Below are 20,451 nucleotides of genomic sequence, written 5' to 3' on the forward strand. Positions count from 1 at the left end.
CGCCCCGCCAAATGCGTAAGTCTTTGATTTGATAGTGTTGCGCTTCCTCCCACTGTCAGATTTACTTCAATTGTGCGTGAAGTAAATCTGACAACCCTCGAAAGTCGTGAAGTAAAATTGCCAACTCCCGGTGAACGCGTCGGAGTGGCCATAGCGTCGAAATCCTCGACAATCTGATCGCCTCCGGCAAGGCGGTGCCGATGATCGTCGTGATGCCCAACGGCCTCGTGCTGGCGGACGATAGCCCGTCGTCGGCCGACCGCATCTTCACGCTCACGCACGTGGACGGTTTCACCCGATTCGAACCGGAGCTGCTGGCATCCCTGATCCCGGCCATCGACCGCAGCTATCCGACCCGCGCTGAGCGCCGCCAGCGCGCTGTCGCCGGACTGTCGATAGGCGGGGGACAGGCGCTGAACATCGGCCTCGGCCATCTGGATACCTTTGCCTGGATCGCCGGCTTCTCGTCCGCGCCCAACACCCGGCCGGGGGAGGTGCTGCTGCACGAACCTGCGCAGGCGCGCCGCCAGTTGCAGCTGCTGTATCTTTCGTGCGGAAGCAAGGACGGATTGATCGCGGTGTCACAGACACTGCATCGCTACCTGAAGCAGCACGACATCCTGCATGTGTGGAATGTCGATGAATACGGCCACGACCGCGAAAGCTGGGCCGATAGCTAGGGACAGATTGATGCTCGAGCGACGGCTTTGGCAGATTTGCTTCCGCCAATCGGGCACTTTTACTTCAACGGACGGACGAGTATCGTAATAAAAACGTAGTGCTCGGTTGAATCCTAAATTTTACATAATATAAATTATGCGAAGTGGCGGTAGTTGCGAAATGTTGCGTTTTTCGACGTTTTAAGGCTGGATTGTCATAGTGCTTTCGTTAGCGTTTTGCGCAACATGGCGGCATTTTTTAACGCGCAACAGGTTTTTGCCGCGCAATCGAATATGCACTGGTCAGGTCGGATAAGGTATCACGGATATAGATGAATGGTTTCATGCCTCGTTTGCGAATTTCTTTTGCCGCTGCGGTCGTACCTTGGCCGTAAATGTGCAATTCTGTTGCGCCCAAAGCTGCCGCTTTTTCAATCGCCAGGCGGCACGCTGCAATCTTCGTTGGATGCTTGATTGAGCCGTTTCGGAATTGTTCTGGCTGTTCTATGATCTGTGCCGCCTGTGCGGCATCCACCAGCCAGTACCCATCGTGATCCAACAGCAAAGTGAACTCTACTTTTTTCATTGGCCGGAAAGATGAAAACAGTTGGATTAGCTGGTCGAACGCCGCCGCTACAGCGGTATCCACGTTCTCAGCTTCACCACTGGCGACCGTATTCCACACCCGACCATTGGGGCCACGGCGGCACTTTCGGATACTCCATTTCGGGGTGAACCATTGAAGTTCGACAAGTTCATTTACCTTGGCGTGCCCTCGCCCTTGGCCCTTCAATTCGTATACATTTTGAAAGTCTTGATGGATCTGGATATCTAAGCCATCTTCCAATTCATCCAACGGCAGGATTGCGCTCACGTCGTCAAACTTGCCCTGTATACGCTCATCGACTAGGAAGAAGCCCTTTGCTTGCAATTTGTTTAAGTCATGTGTTTTCAAGACTGCTCCTATGCTGATTCGACGCAACAGCGCCCCTAAGTGCCAAGATTGCGAAGTTTCTGTAGTTAACGTAGTGTTGCGTTGAGCTCGCTCAACGCAACACGGATATGGCGGATGGTATGTATAACCGTTGCGTACACTGAAAAGGACGCTCATGCTTGTTCAACTTTCCGGTTCCTATATTTCACCGAGCCTTTCAGGGCCAGTTCTTGTCGATCAACACGGGCTGCCGCGCTATTGGGCAGTCGCATGGTCAGTCGCAGTCACTGGTGCCTTGGTGAACTCGCCCCATGTAAAGAAACTACGCTACATTGAAAACTTGTTCTTCATTTCGGATACCCCATCAGAACGTGGTTGAGTGACATCACCAATTTGGCATCAACGGAAAATTGCTCTGTGGCACGTTTATATGGCGTAACATCGCAACAAACCTGTTTCGTTCAATATATGTATCTTCTTGAGTTCATTTACAACCGGCTGGACGGCGACAAGCTACTCCTCGCACGAAAATTGATGTACAGGCCTTGGGCCTGTGACCCAGATCTGCTCGCGAAGCATGTGCCAGGTAAGTTACCTGCGCGCTTTGCAAAAACACGGCGCTATTGTGCCGCGATCATCACGCCTGAAAAGGCTCCGCGCCGATTCTTCAGGCTGTGTCTGCGCCACCTAACACTGTGTGCCTACGTGGTTGCCGGTCGGCGCGAGGTCATCCCTGCAGACGCCCGCATGTTCGAAATGCAGGAGGCCTTCGTCGGCCAGGCAATCGAAGATCTCGCCAGTGCAGGCATTTCTTTTCGGGCCTTGCCGGCGCAAGATCAGGCAGCCTTTGTTTCGTTGTACGCGTTGGCCTGGTGCTGCGTCTGCTGCATGGCCGGCATCTTCGTGCCCTTCTGCCCCAAATCACACTACCAGCTTGCCTGCGACGAGGATCTCAAAGAGGCGTTGCGCTTGTACTGGTTCGGACATCACTGGAGTTTTCAGAGCAATATTGCTGACCTCAGCCTGCGCGAGGCGGTGGTCAGCCAACTACAGTCATCCGGCGCATGGCTCGAACGCGCAGCCAAGGCGCACGCGCCTGCGTTTCAGTGGTTCGTCACAAACACTCTGGATAAATACGTTTCATTCCACGAAGATTTTTCTTCCCTGATCTATGCAAAAGACAAGAAACATTACGAAGCGATTTATCGCAAGACGGAACTGATCTGCTACTTCTATCTCAAGAGTTACGAAAACTCGAAGACGCTGTCCATTCGCGACACCATGTTCGCCTATAACGCCGCATTGCCCCACGATTACGCTATAGCGGCCGTCCACGCGGCTGGGTTTTCTCAAGACGAATTGGGCGCGTTGCTAGAGGAATCCGAGAACAAGGGAGAAGGCGAGGCACTCATCGTGCGATCCGGACCAGATAACATTCGCATGGGACTGCTCGGTCTGAAGTATGCGATAAGCTCCTACCTGAAGCCGATGCTGGTGGCCATGAAAACGCGTGGCGACTGGTTCGATAAAAAATACATTCCCGCCTACTTGAAACAACGCGTGGAGGATCGTCGGTTCCGCTTCGGGCCCGAAGTCAAACCAAGTTCCGACAAGGAGGGTAAATACGATATAGACCTTCTGGTCGCCGACGAACAGCTCGGGCGCCTGTACTTCTGCCAGATCAAGCATCGGGTGGCAACGTTGCTGCCCCATTTTCGTGACGAGTTTGACGAATATACAAGGAACAAACAGCTCGACCATGCGGTTGACCAGTTGATGGGCACAAAAGCGCAATTCGGTAAACAGATCTTCGTCGACAAGCTCCGCAAATCCCTGCAAAAGGCAGGTGCATCGCCGGCCTTCATCGCCAAGGTTGATACGGCATTTCTCGAGCGGAGTACCGGATTTATCGTGATCCATACGATCGAGAACCTCGATTTCGCAGTCAAGGATGGCATTGCGTTTTATGAGTGGAACACATTCCGTAATCTCGTACGTGGCCAAATCACCGTTTTTACTAAAGAAAGCGCGACGGTGATGGCGCCCGATCTGCGCGGTCTGGCGCTCGACGATCCAAATCGCTTGTCGAGTGCGCTTATGGCATGGAGCGCGACACATGGCGATGACAACCCTCTGCATCCGGACAAGCAATGGTTCTATGCCTTGAACAGTCACTTTCAAATGGAAGAAGCCTGGGATATCAAGCTTTGGAACCGACGGATCGGGTCGTTCCGTGGAGCCAGCCTGGCTTTTCCGATCATGTAGCTGCGAAATCGAAGCAGAGAATTTCGGCCCGAGAAAAACGACAAAGAAAAAATGATAACAGGATGATCGACCTTGCTCAGGCGCCGGCCAACGATTGTCTCTAAACGAGACGCCGCTAGCCTAGGTACAGCAAACATGACTATGCTTAAGCCGCTTGTAATAGCTCTGACTTGACCAGACACATCATGTCCGGTGACAGGCAGCTTTCGCCCCGAAGCGGACCTAGGGGACGTCTGAACGGCAGACCTCAACGCCATTGCAGATGGCCTTGCCGTTGTCCTTTCGGAAGTTCGCTATCGTCTTGAACAGCGGCTGCCGGACGATCAGGCGCGGCGGCGCGCGCGGCGGGCTACACCCGCCACTAGGGCCAGGCCGGCCAGAAGCATGCCGACTTGCCCGGGTTCCGGCACTGGCCGCACCTGCCAGAGGGCGTAGGTGCCGGTGCCGGCGAAAGTGGTAGTTCCTACATAAGGGCCCTCGTCGTCCGGAAAACGCGGCACGGTAGAGGTCAGTCCGAAGAAGGCGCTGTTACCCCAGCGGCCGACGAAATCCTTGAATTCGATGCGCTGTTCGAAATCCAGGCTGTTAAAGTAAGGTCCCACCGACGGATCGGCATACAAGCCGATCGTGGACCAGACATCATAAGTTTTTCTCCAGCCGTATTGACCGGAACTCTCCATTATTGCAGTTTCTTTATGTCCGAGATACAGGTAGGCATGACTGTCCGGGTCCAGAACCCAGTTGAAGCTGCGGCCCCCAATCGTGACCTCGCCTAGAAAACTCACCGGGGCAAGAGTACCCACATTACTGGCGCCATGCCCGATCCCGGTCTGGCTGCCGAAATCGCTCAGCGTCGCGATATCCAACTGAAACTTCATCGTGTACGGCTTGCCGATGATCGCTTCCCCTGAGTCGGAGAACAGCCGCAGTTTGTCCTCGCCTTCGGTGACGATGCCGCTCACGCCAAATTCGATCACGACCGCTTGCGCCATGGCAGGCAGTGCTAGCGCGCCAACCAAGATGCCGGCCCGCATGGCCAGCCTGAGCGCGCTGTGTTGACGAGCTGCGATGAAATTTCCGGGACTTGTTGAAACCGTTCTTTGCGTACAACGCGAACTTGTCGTGGACAGCGGCATGCCGGTACAAGCAGACACCTTCAACATGTGTTTCACGATCGTCTCTCCCCGTGTAGAAGTGGAAGATTCATAGTAGCATCGGCCCTGCCCGCCTGACGTGTTGCACATTGAGCCAAGTATAAATTAAGTAATTTTTGTTGGTTTTTTAAGGAAAATAGTTGTGTACCCGCCATCCACTGCGCGGCGCCAGCTCGATTATCGCCTGCTGTGGTGATCAGCGGGCGGTCGAGCCGGCCCAGGCGCGCACCACGCGCAAGGTGAACCCCACCGAACTTCTGCGGCTGGCCAACCTGTTGGCGCAAGCCCCCTGCCCCTGAGCCTGCGTTATGGAGAGTATTGAGTTAATATAATGTATTAATATGCACTATCATTCATTTGGAAATGTTGGCATCCTTGCGCGCAGGCGGCCGACGGCAGGCTTGCGCTTTATGCCGGCCTACCTGAAGATGCAACGAAAAGACTCTCCTCTGCCGTGCTGGCCGCGGCCGTCCCTGGTGTGCTCAAGCAATTGCCATCCCCCGCAGCGGGCCTTATCGTTCCACGCACCACCTTATTACAGAAAGCATTTCATGCTGCACCATATTTCAATAGCGGTCGCCGACCTGGACCGAGCCGCCACGTTCTACGATGCAGCGCTGGAGCCGCTGGGCTATAAGCGTGTTTTTGCTGATGACGAGGCCGTTGGTTACGGTTACCCGGGTGGTGGTGACAAGCTATGCCTGAAGCTGGCCGCAGAGGTCAGTATTCCCGGAGACGGCTTCCATCTGGCTTTCGCGGCAGCTACCCCGGCACAGGTTGACCAGTTTCACGCGGCCGCGCTGCGGCACGGAGGACGTTGTAACGGCCTGCCGGGACCTCGCCCCGATTACGGCGATCATTACTATGCGGCGTTCGTCTTCGATCCTGACGGTTACCGCATAGAAGCCGTGATCAACGTACCCGCTGAAGCGACTCCCTAGCGGTCCGGAGCAATGAGCGGGGCTGCCATTGACGGCGTGTAGGTCAAAGACTTACCCGCCGTATTGGCTGCCGCTTTAAAAATTCCCTATGGAAGGGTAAATCCTATAATTTGATGTGTGAGCGGTTGGAGTGAATTTGTGATTACATCATTCACCGCCTGCGCGGTTCCCGCTTGGTTGTACACGCTGACGTTGATCGGGATATTATCTAATAGGGAATAAAATGTTATTGTGTCGGCATGCCTTCCTTTTGCTGGGCCAGTCTTGGCATGCGCCGTTGCTCTGATATTTTCCAATTTCGTGTTGCCAGGATGGCCTGAGTTAATTTCCTTTCTTATCGTCGAAACCCCGCTTGGACGGCTTAGGAACATGGAGTCAGCTCTGGTCCTCCACCCGTCAAGGTTGGTTTTTTCTAAGACGGCAGAAAGGAAGGTGTTTTGTGTTCTCGTATTCAGATAAGAGAGCATTTCCCCCTCGCCTGCGGCACGGCCTATTCCACCGCCAATAGGCATATTATATGCGTCTATCTGCGCATGATTTGCTCCATATGTCCGGTTAATATGCCTCATTTCACTATGCGTAATTGGTTGCCTTGAATGCCCTGAAGTTCCAGCGGCATCGGTCAACAGAGTCGCTGCGCCTCCCGACCATGCTGGCCCATAGGTATTCATGTGAATAACTCTTGCCTCACTTATTGTAAAGTCAATTCCGAGTTTAGACGTTCGCCTGAAAAACACATCCCATACCCAAGCAGATACATGCTCCTTGTATTTCACATGAGCCGCTGCCAATTTCCCATTTGTATGCGCCGCTACGATGGCATTTTGTTTCCCCTTATTCGTCTCCCCTATCGTTGCATCTGGCGCCTTTCCGTTCTTGTTGAGGCGGTCTTTTGTGGGATCTACCGCCGTCGCTCCCGCCATTTGGATCTGCGCAATGTGCTTGTCAATTGACAAATAGGAAATTCTTGTTTTTAAGAAATCCAGCCAGCGCCCTGGTTTATCAGCCACGGCGCCATTCACATGCGCGTTGAGCATCGCGAGCACATCAAAATAGCCTCTCATATAATCGCCATCGCCCCTTTTGAAAGCCGCAGTTATGCCGGACAAAGCATTTAGATTATCCACCGTTATGGGGTTGGTAGCCAGAGGATGAACACCCACGCTTGGCATAGCGCCATAGCCTGCCATTCGAGCCGCGTGTATGCCGTAATGGAGATCTCCTGCCGTATGATCAGTCTTTACCTTTTGTATAACGGACGAATTGGCTTGAACACCAATACGATTGGGTGCAGGTTCGGCCCTCGCTTGTACAGGTATTTCGCAGGCTGCTGCGTCACACTTCGCTTGCGACGAAATCTCTTTTTCCGCTTCCTGCCGCTGCACAGTTTCGCCGCGGATCATTGCCATTTGCGCGCGCTGCGTCACCATACGCTGGCTTTGTGCGATAAGGTCGCCGAGTTGCCGCTGCGCTACCGTAGCCTGGCGCCTATCGACAAAGGCGTGTTCCGGTTTGATGACGCTTCTGGCGGCGCCAACCGCTCCATCGTGCTTCTTGGCAATCGGGATGTGCGTAGCTTGCGGCATAGAACCTCCTTTAGTCCTTTGGCAGCTCGCGTATTTCCACGCTACCGCCCGCTTCGTAGTCTGGATTGCCGATCAAAAAACGCCTGGCATCCTCCATGCTCGCGGCCCGTACACGGATGAAACCGGTGACATCGATGCCGGCGGCCTTGGCCGGCTCCCCTTTCCGATGCCGTTCGCCATTCCCGATTGAGCTTCCGCCATCGAACTGGCCGCTTTTGCGCAGGGCGCTTATGTATTCAGCCCAGAGCGTGCTGTTCGTTGACGCAGAACGGTTCGTCGTGTCGTCAAGCATGAAGATGATGTATTCGTTCATCTAAGCGGTGCCGCCGAATCGCCGACGTGCGCCGCGGCCCGCGCGCCCATCACGTCCGCTTCCGTTTCCAGCCCCACATCGTCGTTGACCGGCACACCCGTCTTCATTTGCGTTGTCGGCTGCACCCGCCCCTGTGCCTGTTGCACCACATGCCAGGCTTCATGCGGCAAATGTTGTTCCTGCCCCGGAGCTACGTGGATATCGCTGCCTTGCGCATACGCCAGGGCATTGAGCTGGGCCGGTTGGGATGAGTTGTAATGCACCTGTACATGATCCATGCTCATGCCGGAAAGCGATTCGATGCCGGTTTTCAGCTGATTCGGCAAACCAGTATTATTGGGCTTTTCTGGTGCGCCTTCTTTCAATTGCAGCGCGCCGTCTTGCCGCGCCTGCAGCGGTTCCTCTTCCTCCTCCGCCTGGCGCTGCGCGGCCTGACGGGCATCCTTGTCCATGCATCCCGCCATCGCCATCATCTGCGCGACTCGCGAACTGTCGTACATCTTCGCCTGCATCCTCTTTAACTGCGCCGTTTGCGCGCTCTTGCCGGCCGCTTCCTGCAAGCGCAGCTGCGCGAGCGCTTCCGGGCGCCCGTTGTCGAAGGCGGCTAAAGGATCGCCGAAACGTTGGGAGACTGGCCGGGCAAGCGTCGCTGCTTGCCGATGCGTTTGTTCTGCCGTCAGTGGGGCTGGTGTTTTCATGGATTACTCCGTTTTATCCGGTTCGGCGGGCTGAGCTTTCAGAATGAATCTACAGGACGGGAAACCATTGCAAGCGAACGCCGACACGATGATGTGGTCGATCTGCGTCGTGCCGTCCCGCAGTGGGCAGTGTGACATTTTTGATCAGATGGTACTGTGATTTGTCCAGCATCAGCCGTGCTGAGAAATTGACGACCATTTCACCCAGGAGCCCTTTGCCCGCGGGACTCTTACGAGGAACTCTTACGAGGGACTCTTAAAATAAAGCGCAACGATGAAAACCGGGATAGCCCACCAGTATGCAGCGAGTAAGGGTCCTATGATTTGCATGTTTTGCGCTGCCTTAAAAGCAACTCATGAAAAAAATATTCAGCCAATCATAACTCGCTTACAACATCATGGCCACAGGTAAACAGCCCCCACGCCACCGCCGCGTCAACAGCAGCGGAAAAATTCCCTTGCTGCGCAACGCAGGCTAATGTTGCAATAATATTGCGTATACAATATACTTGAGAATAGTTCTCATTATCGTTTAAATGTAGCACGCTCCATTCGCCCTCATGTCAGCAGCCGACACATCTCTCCAGGCAATCCAAGTTCTTTATAGCGAGCACCACGGCTGGTTGCGCGGTTGGCTGCACAAGAAAATGGGCAACGCCTTTGATGCGGCCGACTTGGCGCAAAGCACTTTCCTGCGCTTGCTCACCGCGCAAGGTCTGGAGCGGGTGCAGGAACCCCGCGCCTACCTGACCGCCATCGCCCGTAACCTGTTGATTAACCATGTGCGCAGGCGCGCCATCGAACAGGCCTATCTTGACGCGCTGGCTTTGCTGCCGGAGCCGGTGGCGCCGCCGCCCGAAGTCCGCCTGATGTTTCTGGAAACGCTGCTTGAAGTCGACCGCCGCCTCGACGGCCTGCCCGGACTGGCCAAGCAAGCCTTTTTCCTGGCCCAGCTCGAAGGTATGGGCCAGGTCGAGATTGCGGCGGAGCTGGGCATTTCGCTCTCCACGGTGAAGCGCCATCTGGCAAAGGCGGCCATGCGCTGCTTTTTCCCGGCGTAGCGCGGCGTGGGCGGTTTTCAGGGCCTGATGGACGCCAGCGCGCCGCCGCTGGCGGGCGGCGCGGACACCCCGCGCGTGGCGCAGGCGGTCGCCGAGCAGGCCGTGCAGTGGTGGATTGCGCTGCAGGACGGCGCAGACAGCCCCGCGCACCTGGCCGCGTGGCAGCGCTGGCGCGCCGCCGACCCCGAACATGAAATTGCCTGGCAACGCATCGAGGCGGTCACCGGCCAACTGGCCGACATCCCGCTGCCGCTGGCCAAAGCCGCCCTGGCCGCGCCCGCGTCCGTCAGCAGGCGCCGCGCCGTGCGCTTGCTGACGGCGCTGGTCGTCGTGGGTGGCGCGGCGGCCACGGTGCGCCAGTCCTCGCCTTGGCAATCATGGCTTGCCGATGAAAGCACGGCGACGGGCGAGCGGCGCACGTTGCAATTGCCCGACGGCGGCAGCATCGTGCTCAACACGCGCAGCGCCATCAATGTGTGTTTCGACGCCGAGCGGCGCGTGGTGCAACTGCTGCGCGGCGAGGTGTTGGTGCAGACAGCGCCGGACACCCGGCAGCGCCCGTTCATCGTGCACACCAGCAGCGGCACGGTGCGCGCCTTGGGGACGCGCTTCACCGTGCGCCAGCAGGATGATGCCGTCAACGTTGGCGTGTTGCAAGGCGCTGTGGAGCTGCGGCCCGCCGATGCGCCATCCGCTCTCCGTTTGTTACGGGCCAAGGAAGAAGGGAGTTTTACCCGCGCGCTAGCGCAGCCGGCGAGCCGGCTCGACGAAGGCGCGGGCGCCTGGGCGGACGGCATGCTGGTCGTTTCGCACATGCGGCTGGACCACTTCCTTGCTGAGCTGGGCCGCCACCGCCCCGGGCATGTCGCCTGCGCGCCGGCCATTGCGCATCTGCAGGTGTCGGGCGCCTATCCGCTGGACGACACCGACGCCATCCTGGCCGGACTCACGTCGTCGCTACCCGTCGAGCTGCAATTCTTCACCCGTTACTGGGTCCGCGTGCGGCCCCGCCAGCGCCAGCGCTGAGCGACGTGGCAAGGGTGGCGCCGGCCGCCCTCCAGTCCGATGAAAAAAATGAGCTGTTTTGGGAGCGCTCCTTGTCAAGCAAGGTAAGGATGCATGTTTATGCGTCCCGGACTTCGCCAACCAAGTAGCCATTCGACCGAAAGTAAATTCATGAAGCACCGCACCAACCCCGCCGCCCATCGCGCCGCGCCACACTCCCCTCGCTCGCTGGCTTTTGGGCTGCGCCCCCGTCCGATGGCGCGCGCCCTGCAAACGCTGTGTTTTGGCACGCTGGCCAGCCTGGTGGCGGGCAGTTCCCTGGCGCCGCAGCAAGCCTGGGCCCAGAGCGCCAACGCCGCGCGCCAGCCGGGACAGGAGCTGCGCCGCTTCGATATTCCGGCCGGGCCGCTGGAGGCCACGCTGAACCGTCTCGGGCGCGATGCCGGGGTGCTCATCACCTTCGCCTCCGCGGCGACCGAAGGGCGGCGCAGCGCCGGCGTGACCGGCAGTTATTCGGTCGACGAGGCGCTGACGCGGGCGCTGGCCAGGACCGGCCTGGGCGCCATCCCCGCCGCGGGCGGCGGCTACGCCTTGCGGACCTTGCCGGCCGTCGCCCCCGCGGGCGTCGCGGCAACCCGACCTGCCACCGCCCTGCCGGAAGTGCGCGTCACGGCGCAGGCGGACCGCGAAAGCGCCTGGGGGCCAACGTCGGGCTATCTGGCCAAACGCGGCAGCACGGCCACCAAGACGGACGCGAATGTCCACGAAGTGTCGCAGTCGATTTCCGTCATCACGCGCGACCGCATGGACGACCAGGGCGTGCGCACGCTGAACGACGCCATCCAATACACGGCCGGCGTGCGCAGCAACACGGCCGGCGCCAACCCCGCCGACGATAGCATGTCGATGCGCGGCTTCAGCCAGTTTTCGTCCGCCTTCTACCTCGACGGCCTGCGTCTCATGCCGCTGGGTATGTTCGGCTTTTACGGCGTGGAGCCCTACGGGGCCGAACGGGTGGAGGTGCTCAAAGGCCCCGCCTCGGTGCTGTATGGCCAGAACTCGCCGGGTGGCATCATTAACCTGGTTTCCAAGAGCCCCACGGCCGAGGCCGTGAAGCAGGTCGAGCTGTCGCTCGGCAGCTACGGGCGCAAACAGGGGGCCTTCGACTTCGCCGGCCCGCTGCGCGCGGACGGCACGCTGCAGTACCGGCTGGTGGGCCTGGTGCGCGAGGCCGATCACCAGATCGACTACATGAATGACTCGCGCACCTACCTGGCGCCCAGCCTCACCTGGGCGCCCAGCGCGCGCACCAACGTCACGCTGCGCGCGTACTACCAGAAGAACCGCGCCATGCAATCGACGAAAGCGCCGTGGAACGCGCTCAACGGCAGCAACCCCAACGGCCGCCTGCCGCTCACGCGCTTCCTCGGCGAGCCCGGTTTCGACTATGAAACAACCGAAGTCGCCACGCTGGGCTACGAAGCCCGCCATGAACTCGACAGCGGCTGGACGCTCAAGCAGAGCTTCCGCTACCTGCGCGTGAACAACCACGAGCAGTATATGTTCCGTTATGGGCCGTTGATCGACAACGCCAGCAGCAACCGCGAGATCGATTCGCGCGATGGCAAGGGCCGCGCGTACACGCTGGACACCAGCCTGTCGGGCCGCTTCACGACGGCGGGCCTGCGGCACGAATTCATCGCCGGCCTCGACTACAACCGCAGCAACACCTCCTTTTACTCGTACATCGCGGATGGGCCGATGCTGGACATCTACAAACCCCGGTACGGCAGCGTCATCGACACCAGCCTGCTGAAGCCCGACGCCCTGCGAAACGAGCGCAACCAGCAACTCGGCCTGTATGTCCAGGACCGCATCCAGTATGACCGTTGGGTGCTCACGCTGGGCGGACGCCGCGACTGGAACCGGCTGGAGCAAACCAGCCTGATGCAGCCGTCACCGCGCACCACGAGCCGCAACCCCAGGGCCTTCACCAGGCGCGCCGGCCTGACCTATCTTGCCGATAACGGCTTGGCGCCCTATGCCAGTTACACGGAATCGTTCCTGCCCGTGTCGGGCGCCGACCGTGCCGGCCGCCCCTTCGAGCCCGAAACGGGCAGGCAGGTCGAGGTCGGCGTGAAATACGCGCCGAACGAGCAAAGCGCCATCACCCTGGCCGCTTTCGAGCTGCACCGCCAGAACGTCGTCACGACCGACCCCACGGACAAGCGCTACTCCATCCAGCAGGGCGAGGTGCGCTCGCGCGGCATCGAACTGGAGGCGGTGACACAGGCCACGAAACAACTGAGGCTGGTGGCGTCGCTGACCTACAATCCGCTGCTGATCACCAAGGACAATACCGATCCCTGGGGCGGCAACTACCAGGGGAAATCGCCTTTTGAAGTCCCGAAAAAGCTGGCCTCGGCCTGGGTCGACTATGGCTTCGACGGCGAGCTGCGTGGTTTGTCCCTGGACGCCGGCGTGCGCTATGTCGGGCCGAGCTGGGGCGACGCCGAGAACAGCTTCAGCGTGCCGGCGTTCACCCTGCTCGACGCCGCGCTGCGCTATGACCTGGGCGCGGTCCGCAGCGCATGGCGCGGCCTGAGTGTGAGCGTGACGGCGAAAAACCTGCTGGACAAATACCACGTCGCATCGTGCTTCTCGTCCAATGCCTGCAGCTACGGCGAAAAGCGTAACGTGGTGCTGCGCGTCGGATATATCTGGTAGCACGGCATACTTGGCGGCGCCCGGCAGCGAGCGGGCGCCGCCAGGCGGCTTCGACCATCGCGTCCACGTCCTCGCTGCGGCGCTTTTTTTGTCGGAATACAAAACTGCTCCGCGTGACAAAGCGTGTGTATATGCTATTTTTCAGCTGCTATATTGATCTGCAAGCAAGCTGAACGATGACAACAGCTTGCCGTCTTGATCGCGATCAGGATTGCGCAGCAAACGCTCCCCCAACCCTCAAGCGAAAACCATTTCCGAACGGACGTCTACCCGTGCGGCGATCGTATTCGGCTGTCCACAATGAAAGGAAGCGCATAGCGATGGGAAGACGTCCGTGCTCGCCGGATGGCTGGCCATGTCGGCGCAGTCCATGCGAGCCAACAAGGAAACGGTAGGCGCAGGTATTTTAATAACAACTCTTTGGGAGATTTTAAAATGGCTACATACCTCGACTTGCAAAATGGCTTTTACAATGGATTCAGCCAGGGCCTGGGCTTCGCGCCCGACATCCCGTTTCAAATGATACAGCCTTCGCCGCCCTTGATCGCCGGCGCCAACCAGGATCAGCAACTGTGGAACTATTTCAATAACATCCCACCGTTTTCGCTGACACAGAACTACATCGCCAGCGGCGGCAATCAATTCACATCCGATTACAGCGGCTTGTTTTCGGCCCTGCAAGGCGCCCCGAACAATTTTAGCGCGGACGTGGGCCCCAAATGCAACACCGCCTGGGACGCTTTCGTCGCCACCCTGCCCTACACCACGTCGCTGTCGCAATTTCCCATGATTTTCCGTAACTGGGCCGTGCGCAACGGCTTTATCAGCGTCGCCAACGTCGGCGCCTCCGATCTGGCGCAGTTGTTGCTCGACCCTATCAGCAGCGCGCAACTGTCGCTGATGCTGTACAAACCGGCCGGCGCGACGCCGCCCAATTGGGGCGAGGGGTATCTCGACCTGGTGAACCTGCTCAACGTGGCGCCGAACCGCGCATTCTCGCTGAATAGCTCGACGATGAATTCAAGCGTCAGCAATTCGTGGACGAAGAGCGCGAACGAAGGCTTTTTCGGGCTGTGGGGCGGCAGCAGCAGTTCTTCGTCGCAAAGCAGCACTTTTGCGGCGAGCAACGTCACCGTCGCCGCCACCTTCCAGCACGCCTTGCAGTTCGGCGCCACGCCCGGCGACTGGTACAACTCCTCGGCCATGAGCCTGGCCTATGCGAACAAGGATGGCGCGCCGTGGGTCGCCTCCTCCCCCATCAACTGGAACAACACCTTCGGCAGCCGGGGCAATATGCAGCGCTTCGCTTCCACGCTGGTCGTCGTTTCCGGAATGAATGTCGTCGTCACCTCCAGCGCCGTTTTCAGCAAGGAAGACCAGAACGCCATCCACAACAATTCCGGCGCCGGCATGTGGCCCTTCTACAGCGCCAATTCCTCGTCCGGCTCAAGCACCGACGTCCAGTTCAACAACCAGGGCAATATGACGGTGACCTTCACTAGCCAGCCGAATGTGCCCATCGTCGTCGGCGCCATTGTCGAACCCGTCAGCGTGTTCGTCGGCCAGGACGCGGCCCAGGCTTATATGAAACATCTGGCCAGCATCCGCGGCGCGTGATGCCACGGCCGCCGCCGCGCCTAGGACAGGCGGCGCGGCGGCGGCCGCTACCGCCAGCACAGTCGCGCCGCAGGACGGGGCGCCCCTCCCCTCACAGAAAGCCGCCGTATGGATACCCCGAACATCCCCATTCCGCAGTCGCCGATGTGCTTGTTGCAGGAGCGCTGGTATCACAGCCTCGCCGCGTCTCTGCTGCAGAGCCCGGCGATGTTCCAATTGGCCCAGCCGGGCCGGCCGCTGGCCTCGGACGAGCAATTGTGGTCCAGCCCGAATATTGTGCCGCCGCGCGCGCTGACCTTCAACTCCGTACTGCGCCGGACGGAACGGTTCTTCGACGAATATGCCGCCGTCGCCGGCCAGATCACTTTCCCGGCGTCACAATTTTCCAGCGACATCGGCCAGGCCCACTATGTGGCGTGGAGCGCCTACGTCGACAGTTTGTCGCCAACGCCGCCGCTGGCGAACTTGCCGGCCCTGTTCCGCATGTGGGCCATGCGCAACGGCGCCACCGCCGTTGCGGCCCAGGGCATCGCCGACCTGACGCAAATGGCCTTGATCGCGGCCGCAAAACAGGCGCTCGAACCCTACCAGGGCAACCATCCCCGCCCCGTCGACTATGCCGGCAGCCTGGCCGATCTGCAACGCATGCTGGCAAGCTCCCCCCCGGCGCAACTGAGTTTCGACAGCGCCGCCAGCCCCCCGCCCATTCCCGCGTGGGCGCGCGACAATGACGACTATTTGTTCGGCCTGTGGAGCGGCAGCGATCCGCGCTCGCGCATCAACCAGCGCTTCGCCCTGGCGCAGGTGCGCGTCGACGTCGACCTTGGCGCCTATGCGCCCTGGGTGGCGACGGCCGGCCCCTGGTACGACTCGGCGCTGCTGCACAATGCCTACGCCAATGACGCGGCGCCACCGTGGACCAGCGGCGGCTCGCCAGGCTGGGGCGATATGTTCGGTCCGTTCGGCGCCCTGCGCCGCGCCATCGCCAGCCTGCTGGTCGCCGACGGGGCCGACATCGTCGTGCTGTGCAACGGCATGTTCAACCGCCAGGACCAGGCCCGCATCCGCGACAACGCGGCGCGCGGCCTCTGGCCGTTTTATCTGCCATCCGGCCCATCGACGAGCAACACGGTCAGTTTCGACGGGCATGGCCACCTGACCTTGACGACGCGCTTGCAGCCCGGGCAACCCTTCGTCATCGGCGCCAATGTGCTCGACATGCCCAGTTTCCTCGGATATGAAAAGAGCGCGTCCAGCGATTGAGGGGGGCTAAGAATCACGCAGAAATTAGAGTAATCCTGTCAAAACCGTATCATCAGCCATGGTATTGTATTCAATTATGGACGCTGCATCGTCGCCGTTCCAAATTGAAAGTGAGCTTGCATGCATTTATCTGCCCATTCCAGCCAGCCGGCGCCGGCCGCCCCGGACGAAAGCGATCCCGCGCGCATGGCGGCGGTGTTCGACGCCCAGTTCGAGACGGCGCTGCGCTGGCGCGTTTCAACGGCCAGGGAGCGCATCGCCCGCATCAAGAAACTGCGCGAGGCGATGCTGGCGCAGCGCGAAGCCTTCTATGCGGCCTTCCTGCAGGATTACCGCAAGTCGCCGACCGAAGTCGAGGCGTCCGAACTGCTGCCCGTGATGGATGAGATGCGCCATGCGATCGGCCAGTTGCGCCGCTGGATGAAGCCGCTCAAAGTCTGGCCCACGACGACCATGCTGGGCACCTCGGCCTGGGTGCAATACCAGCCGCGCGGCCGGGTGTTGATCATCGCGCCGTGGAACTACCCGCTGGGGCTGTGCTTCGGCCCGCTGGTGTCGGCCCTGGCCGCCGGCAACACCGCCATCGTCAAACCGTCCGAAATGACGCCGGCCGTGTCGGCGCTGATGACGCGCATCCTCGGCGAGGTCTTCCCGGAAAACGAGGTGGCCATGTTCGAGGGCGGCCTGGCAACGTCCCAGGCCCTGCTTGCGCTGCCTTTCGACCATATTTTCTTCACCGGCTCACCCGCCGTCGGCAAGGTCGTCATGAGCGCCGCCGCCAGGCACCTGAGCAGCGTCACGCTGGAGCTGGGCGGCAAGTCGCCGACCATCGTCGATGAGAGCGCGAACCTGGTGCTGGCCGCGGAAACGCTGATGTGGGGGAAATTCCTCAACAATGGCCAGACCTGCGTCGCACCCGATTATGTGTATGTGCACGACAGCGTCAAGGAAGCGTTCATTGCCGAGTGCAACAAGGTGCTGGCCGCGCGCTATGGCGCCAGCCCCGCCGAGCAACGCCACAACCCCGATTTGACGCGCATGGTCAACCGGCACCACACGCAGCGGGTTGCCGCGCTGCTCAGGGACGCGCTGGCGCGCGGCGCCGTGGTGCGCGCCGGCGGCGTGCATGACGAGGCGCAATGCTATATCGCGCCCACGCTGCTCGACGAGGTGCCGGCCGGCGCCGCGATTCTCGACGAAGAGATTTTCGGCCCGCTGCTGCCCATCCTCGGCTATTCGGACTTGAACGAAGTCATAAGCGCCATCAACGCCGGCCCCAAACCGCTGGCGCTGTACGTGTGGAGCCGCAAACAGGCGCATATCGACGCCCTGCTCGGCCGCACCAGCTCGGGCGGCGCCTGCGTCAACCACTGCGTCGCCCAATTCGCCCACGGCAACCTGCCTTTCGGCGGCGTGAACAATTCCGGCATCGGCTCCGCCCACGGCGCCTATGGCTTCAAGGCGTTCTCGCACGAGCGCGCCGTGATGCGCTCGTCGCCGCTGATGCTGATTAAATTGTTTTTCCCTCCTTACAGCCGGCAGCGCAGCTATCTTGTCCGTAAAACGGTCGATTTGCTGCGTCTGCCGATGCTGTAAACCGAGGCTGGCCGGGCGCCGCCCGCGTTGGCGTTTATTGCACGGCCAGTTGCTTGCCGCCGGTGCCGGCCTTTTTCGGCAGCGTCAATTCCAGCACGCCGTCCTGATACCTGGCCTGGGCCGCGGCATCGTCGACTTCCTGGGGCAGCGTGAAGCTGCGGTATTGCTGGCCGTAAATGCGTTCGCTGCGCACCAGCTTGCCGCCGTCGTCGGCGACATTTTCCTCCTTCACCTCGGCATTGATCGACACCCGGTTGCCGTCGACGGACACCTTGATATCGTCCTTGTTGACGCCTGGAATTTCCGCCTTGACCAGGTAGGATCGCTCGGTTTCGGCAATGTCCACCCGCATGCGTTGCGTCGATTCACGCCCGCGCAGGGCCGGCATACTGAAAAAATCACGGAAAATGTCGTCGATATCGGTGATGAACGGGTCAAAACGCGCGAGTCCGCCGAAGGGATCGCGTTGTATCAAATTGCTTGCCATATTGAACCTCCTTAAAGAAATGGATGTTTTGAAGACATTGGCATAGCGGCACCGCAAATATCGTGGCTGCGGCGCCTATCCTTCATCCTAGGATTCCGCAACGCGCCCTCTTTGACATAGCTCAAACGTCTGGCCACGTTCCCCGCTGCGGGGAAATCATCGGCCCGTGTTTGATCTAGGTCTGCTTGCGCGGCGGCGACGTCGAAACATTGGACCAGGCCGCACCCTCCAATACTGTAAAGGACCGGCGACGCCCTCCTTGTTTTTTGTGGAGCGCACTATGCAGATTACGCATTTCAGGCAAACTGGCCTGCCCGTTCACCTGCGTCCGGGCAGGCGGCCGGTGCGCGGCGACGCGCATCTGGAAACGCTGGTGCCAGGCTGGAACGACGAAGAGGCGCCCAGCGATATCGACAGGGTGATCCACGCGACGGTCGCGCGCAGCACCCACGGCGTGTCGCCGATCAGCGTCGCCCTGGCCTATACCGATTGGGCGATGCATCTGATGATGTCCCCCGGAAAATGGCAGAAATTGACGCAAAAGGCGGCCCGCAAGGAATTTCGCCTGGCCAGTTACGCCTTGCAGTGCTCTGCCGCGCAGCTGATATCGCCCCAGTCCTGTCCGCCATGTATCGCGCCCCTGCCGCAAGACCGCCGTTTCCGCGACCCCTCGTGGCAGCGCTGGCCGTTCAATTTGATCTACCAGGGATTTTTGCTCAACCAGCAATGGTGGCATAACGCCATGACCGGCATCAGCGGCGTCTCCGCCCACCATGAGCACGTGGTGTCGTTTGTCACGCGCCAGTTGCTCGACATGGTTTCACCCGTCAACTTTATCGCCACCAACCCGGAAGTACTGGCCGCCACCGCCAAGGAAGGCGGACAAAACTTTGTCCGCGGCGCCGTCAATTTCCTGGAGGATTTGGAGCGCGAAGACAGCAAGGGCTTGCCGCCCGGCGCGGACGCTTTCCTGCCCGGCAAACAGGTGGCCGTCACGCCCGGCCAGGTGGTGTACCGCAACCACCTGATCGAAGTCATCCAGTACAGTCCCAAGACGGCGCAGGTGCGCGCCGAGCCGGTGCTGATCGTGCCGGCGTGGATCATGAAATACTACATCCTCGACCTGTCGCCCCACAATTCGCTGGTCAACTACCTGGTCGAGCGGGGCCACACGGTGTTCATGATTTCCTGGCACAACCCCAGCGCGGACGACCGCGACCTGGGCATGGACGAGTATTTATGGACGGGCGTGTTCGGCGCCTGCAAGGCCGTGCAGGCGATTGTGCCTAACCGGAAAATCAACGCCGTCGGCTATTGCCTGGGCGGCACCATGCTCGCCGTCGCAGCCGCCTACCTGACCGAACACGGCGACACGCCGTTCAACTCGATGACGCTGCTGGCGGCCCAGACCGACTTCAGCGAGGCCGGCGAGCTGTCGCTGTTCATAGACGAAAGCCAGATCGTCTACCTGGAAAACCTGATGTGGCAGCAAGGCTATCTGGACACCCGGCAAATGGCGGGCGCCTTCCAGCTGCTGCGCTCCAACGACCTGATCTGGTCGCGCATGGTGCACGACTACCTGCTGGGCCAGCGCGCCCCGATGAGCGACCTGATGGCCTGGAACGCCGACACGACGCGCATGCCCTACCGCATGCACAGCGAATACCTGCGCCGCCTCTTCCTCAACAATGACCTGTTCGCCGGCCGCTACAAGGTCAACGGCAAATCCGTCGCCCTCAGCGACATCCAGATACCGATCTTCGCCGTCGCCACGGAAACGGACCACGTCGCGCCGTGGCACTCCGTCTACAAACTCAACCTCGTGGCCGACACCGACGTCACCTTCGTCCTCACCAGCGGAGGCCACAATGCCGGCATCGTCAGCGAACCGGGGCACCACAACCGCCGCTTCCGCATCTCCAGCTGGCGGGCCGACGAGCGCTATGTCGACCCGGACCGCTGGTATATGGAAACGCCGACGGTGGAAGGCTCGTGGTGGCCGGTCTGGGCAGAATGGTTGCGCCACAACTCCAACGCGCAATTAGTGGCGCCGCCGCCGATGGGCGCGCCGGCGCAAGGCTATGCGCCCATGACGCCGGCGCCCGGCGCCTACGTCCACGAACATTGAAGGGCCGAACAGCTGGG

General features: G+C 60.0%; 16 protein-coding genes. 10 read left to right on the top strand and 6 right to left on the bottom strand.

Going from position 1 to position 20,451, the window contains the following annotated elements:
* Positions 1–161: 161 nt before the first annotated feature.
* Positions 162–680 (top strand): alpha/beta hydrolase, encoded by a 519-nt coding sequence (locus OIK44_RS04985; RefSeq protein WP_273669793.1) that lies wholly within the window; start codon positions 162–164, stop codon positions 678–680.
* 238 nt (positions 681–918) lie between these two features.
* On the opposite strand, the gene OIK44_RS04990 is transcribed toward OIK44_RS04985, so the two are convergent.
* Positions 919–1,614, bottom strand: coding sequence for a hypothetical protein (locus OIK44_RS04990; protein WP_273669596.1), 696 nt, complete (start codon positions 1,612–1,614; stop codon positions 919–921).
* Positions 1,615–1,968: 354 nt separating this feature from the next.
* Between OIK44_RS04990 and OIK44_RS04995 the strand changes: the two genes are divergently transcribed.
* Positions 1,969–3,858 carry a hypothetical protein gene (locus OIK44_RS04995; RefSeq protein WP_273669597.1) on the top strand — a complete coding sequence of 630 codons (1,890 nt, stop codon included), beginning with the start codon at positions 1,969–1,971 and terminating at the stop codon, positions 3,856–3,858.
* A 323-nt stretch (positions 3,859–4,181) separates the two neighbouring features.
* Here OIK44_RS04995 and OIK44_RS05000 read toward each other — a convergent pair whose 3' ends face one another.
* Positions 4,182–5,021: a PEP-CTERM sorting domain-containing protein gene (locus tag OIK44_RS05000; RefSeq protein ID WP_273669794.1), complete on the bottom strand. Its 840-nt coding sequence runs from the start codon at positions 5,019–5,021 to the stop codon at positions 4,182–4,184.
* Between the two features lie 542 nt (positions 5,022–5,563).
* Between OIK44_RS05000 and OIK44_RS05005 the strand changes: the two genes are divergently transcribed.
* Positions 5,564–5,953 (top strand): VOC family protein, encoded by a 390-nt coding sequence (locus tag OIK44_RS05005; protein ID WP_273669598.1) that lies wholly within the window; start codon positions 5,564–5,566, stop codon positions 5,951–5,953.
* 86 nt (positions 5,954–6,039) lie between these two features.
* Here OIK44_RS05005 and OIK44_RS05010 read toward each other — a convergent pair whose 3' ends face one another.
* From OIK44_RS05010 to OIK44_RS05020, 3 genes are read right to left on the bottom strand one after another with little or no spacing between them, the layout of a single operon-like run.
* Complete coding sequence (locus tag OIK44_RS05010) at positions 6,040–7,539, bottom strand: hypothetical protein (protein WP_273669599.1); 1,500 nt, start codon at positions 7,537–7,539, stop codon at positions 6,040–6,042.
* A gap of 10 nt (positions 7,540–7,549) precedes the next feature.
* Positions 7,550–7,852 carry a YciI family protein gene (locus OIK44_RS05015; protein WP_273669600.1) on the bottom strand — a complete coding sequence of 101 codons (303 nt, stop codon included), beginning with the start codon at positions 7,850–7,852 and terminating at the stop codon, positions 7,550–7,552.
* The gene (locus OIK44_RS05020) at positions 7,849–8,550 is read right to left on the bottom strand and encodes an eCIS core domain-containing protein (protein ID WP_273669601.1); all 702 of its coding nucleotides are present in this window, start codon (positions 8,548–8,550) and stop codon (positions 7,849–7,851) included. The genes OIK44_RS05015 and OIK44_RS05020 overlap by 4 nt, the downstream gene beginning before the upstream one ends.
* A 560-nt stretch (positions 8,551–9,110) precedes the next feature.
* On the opposite strand from OIK44_RS05020, the gene OIK44_RS05025 reads away from it, so the two are divergent.
* From OIK44_RS05025 to OIK44_RS05050, 6 genes are all read left to right on the top strand, one after another.
* Positions 9,111–9,611, top strand: coding sequence for a sigma-70 family RNA polymerase sigma factor (locus tag OIK44_RS05025; RefSeq protein WP_273669602.1), 501 nt, complete (start codon positions 9,111–9,113; stop codon positions 9,609–9,611).
* A 6-nt stretch (positions 9,612–9,617) separates the two neighbouring features.
* Positions 9,618–10,637, top strand: a complete 1,020-nt coding sequence (locus tag OIK44_RS05030) for a FecR domain-containing protein (RefSeq protein ID WP_273669603.1) — start codon at positions 9,618–9,620, stop codon at positions 10,635–10,637.
* Positions 10,638–10,787: 150 nt separating this feature from the next.
* Positions 10,788–13,343: a TonB-dependent siderophore receptor gene (locus OIK44_RS05035; RefSeq protein WP_273669604.1), complete on the top strand. Its 2,556-nt coding sequence runs from the start codon at positions 10,788–10,790 to the stop codon at positions 13,341–13,343.
* Positions 13,344–13,778: 435 nt separating this feature from the next.
* On the top strand, positions 13,779–14,960 hold the full coding sequence (locus tag OIK44_RS05040) for a hypothetical protein (protein WP_273669605.1): 1,182 nt from the start codon (positions 13,779–13,781) through the stop codon (positions 14,958–14,960).
* 108 nt (positions 14,961–15,068) lie between these two features.
* On the top strand, positions 15,069–16,223 hold the full coding sequence (locus OIK44_RS05045) for a hypothetical protein (RefSeq protein ID WP_273669606.1): 1,155 nt from the start codon (positions 15,069–15,071) through the stop codon (positions 16,221–16,223).
* A 120-nt stretch (positions 16,224–16,343) separates the two neighbouring features.
* The gene (locus OIK44_RS05050) at positions 16,344–17,819 is read left to right on the top strand and encodes an aldehyde dehydrogenase family protein (protein ID WP_273669607.1); all 1,476 of its coding nucleotides are present in this window, start codon (positions 16,344–16,346) and stop codon (positions 17,817–17,819) included.
* A gap of 34 nt (positions 17,820–17,853) precedes the next feature.
* On the opposite strand, the gene OIK44_RS05055 is transcribed toward OIK44_RS05050, so the two are convergent.
* Entirely contained in the window at positions 17,854–18,306 is a 453-nt protein-coding gene (locus OIK44_RS05055; RefSeq protein ID WP_273669608.1) for an Hsp20/alpha crystallin family protein, read from the bottom strand.
* A gap of 280 nt (positions 18,307–18,586) precedes the next feature.
* On the opposite strand from OIK44_RS05055, the gene OIK44_RS05060 reads away from it, so the two are divergent.
* On the top strand, positions 18,587–20,434 hold the full coding sequence (locus OIK44_RS05060) for a PHA/PHB synthase family protein (RefSeq protein WP_273669609.1): 1,848 nt from the start codon (positions 18,587–18,589) through the stop codon (positions 20,432–20,434).
* The last annotated feature ends 17 nt before the right edge of the window (positions 20,435–20,451 follow it).

The organism is Janthinobacterium fluminis (assembly GCF_028595325.1).
Classification (GTDB): domain Bacteria; phylum Pseudomonadota; class Gammaproteobacteria; order Burkholderiales; family Burkholderiaceae_D; genus Janthinobacterium; species Janthinobacterium fluminis.

Bases quoted from the DNA above. Each gene is read 5' to 3' on its own strand.
- OIK44_RS05060 (WP_273669609.1), top strand. From the start codon at position 18,587: ATGCAGATTACGCATTTCAGGCAAACTGGCCTGCCCGTTCACCTGCGT.
- OIK44_RS05035 (WP_273669604.1), top strand. From the start codon at position 10,788: ATGAAGCACCGCACCAACCCCGCCGCCCATCGCGCCGCGCCACACTCC.
- OIK44_RS05005 (WP_273669598.1), top strand. From the start codon at position 5,564: ATGCTGCACCATATTTCAATAGCGGTCGCCGACCTGGACCGAGCCGCC.
- OIK44_RS05000 (WP_273669794.1), bottom strand. From the start codon at position 5,021: ATGTTGAAGGTGTCTGCTTGTACCGGCATGCCGCTGTCCACGACAAGT.
- OIK44_RS05015 (WP_273669600.1), bottom strand. From the start codon at position 7,852: ATGAACGAATACATCATCTTCATGCTTGACGACACGACGAACCGTTCT.
- OIK44_RS05045 (WP_273669606.1), top strand. From the start codon at position 15,069: ATGGATACCCCGAACATCCCCATTCCGCAGTCGCCGATGTGCTTGTTG.
- OIK44_RS05055 (WP_273669608.1), bottom strand. From the start codon at position 18,306: ATGGCAAGCAATTTGATACAACGCGATCCCTTCGGCGGACTCGCGCGT.
- OIK44_RS05020 (WP_273669601.1), bottom strand. From the start codon at position 8,550: ATGAAAACACCAGCCCCACTGACGGCAGAACAAACGCATCGGCAAGCA.
- OIK44_RS05040 (WP_273669605.1), top strand. From the start codon at position 13,779: ATGGCTACATACCTCGACTTGCAAAATGGCTTTTACAATGGATTCAGC.
- OIK44_RS05025 (WP_273669602.1), top strand. From the start codon at position 9,111: ATGTCAGCAGCCGACACATCTCTCCAGGCAATCCAAGTTCTTTATAGC.
- OIK44_RS05010 (WP_273669599.1), bottom strand. From the start codon at position 7,539: ATGCCGCAAGCTACGCACATCCCGATTGCCAAGAAGCACGATGGAGCG.
- OIK44_RS05050 (WP_273669607.1), top strand. From the start codon at position 16,344: ATGCATTTATCTGCCCATTCCAGCCAGCCGGCGCCGGCCGCCCCGGAC.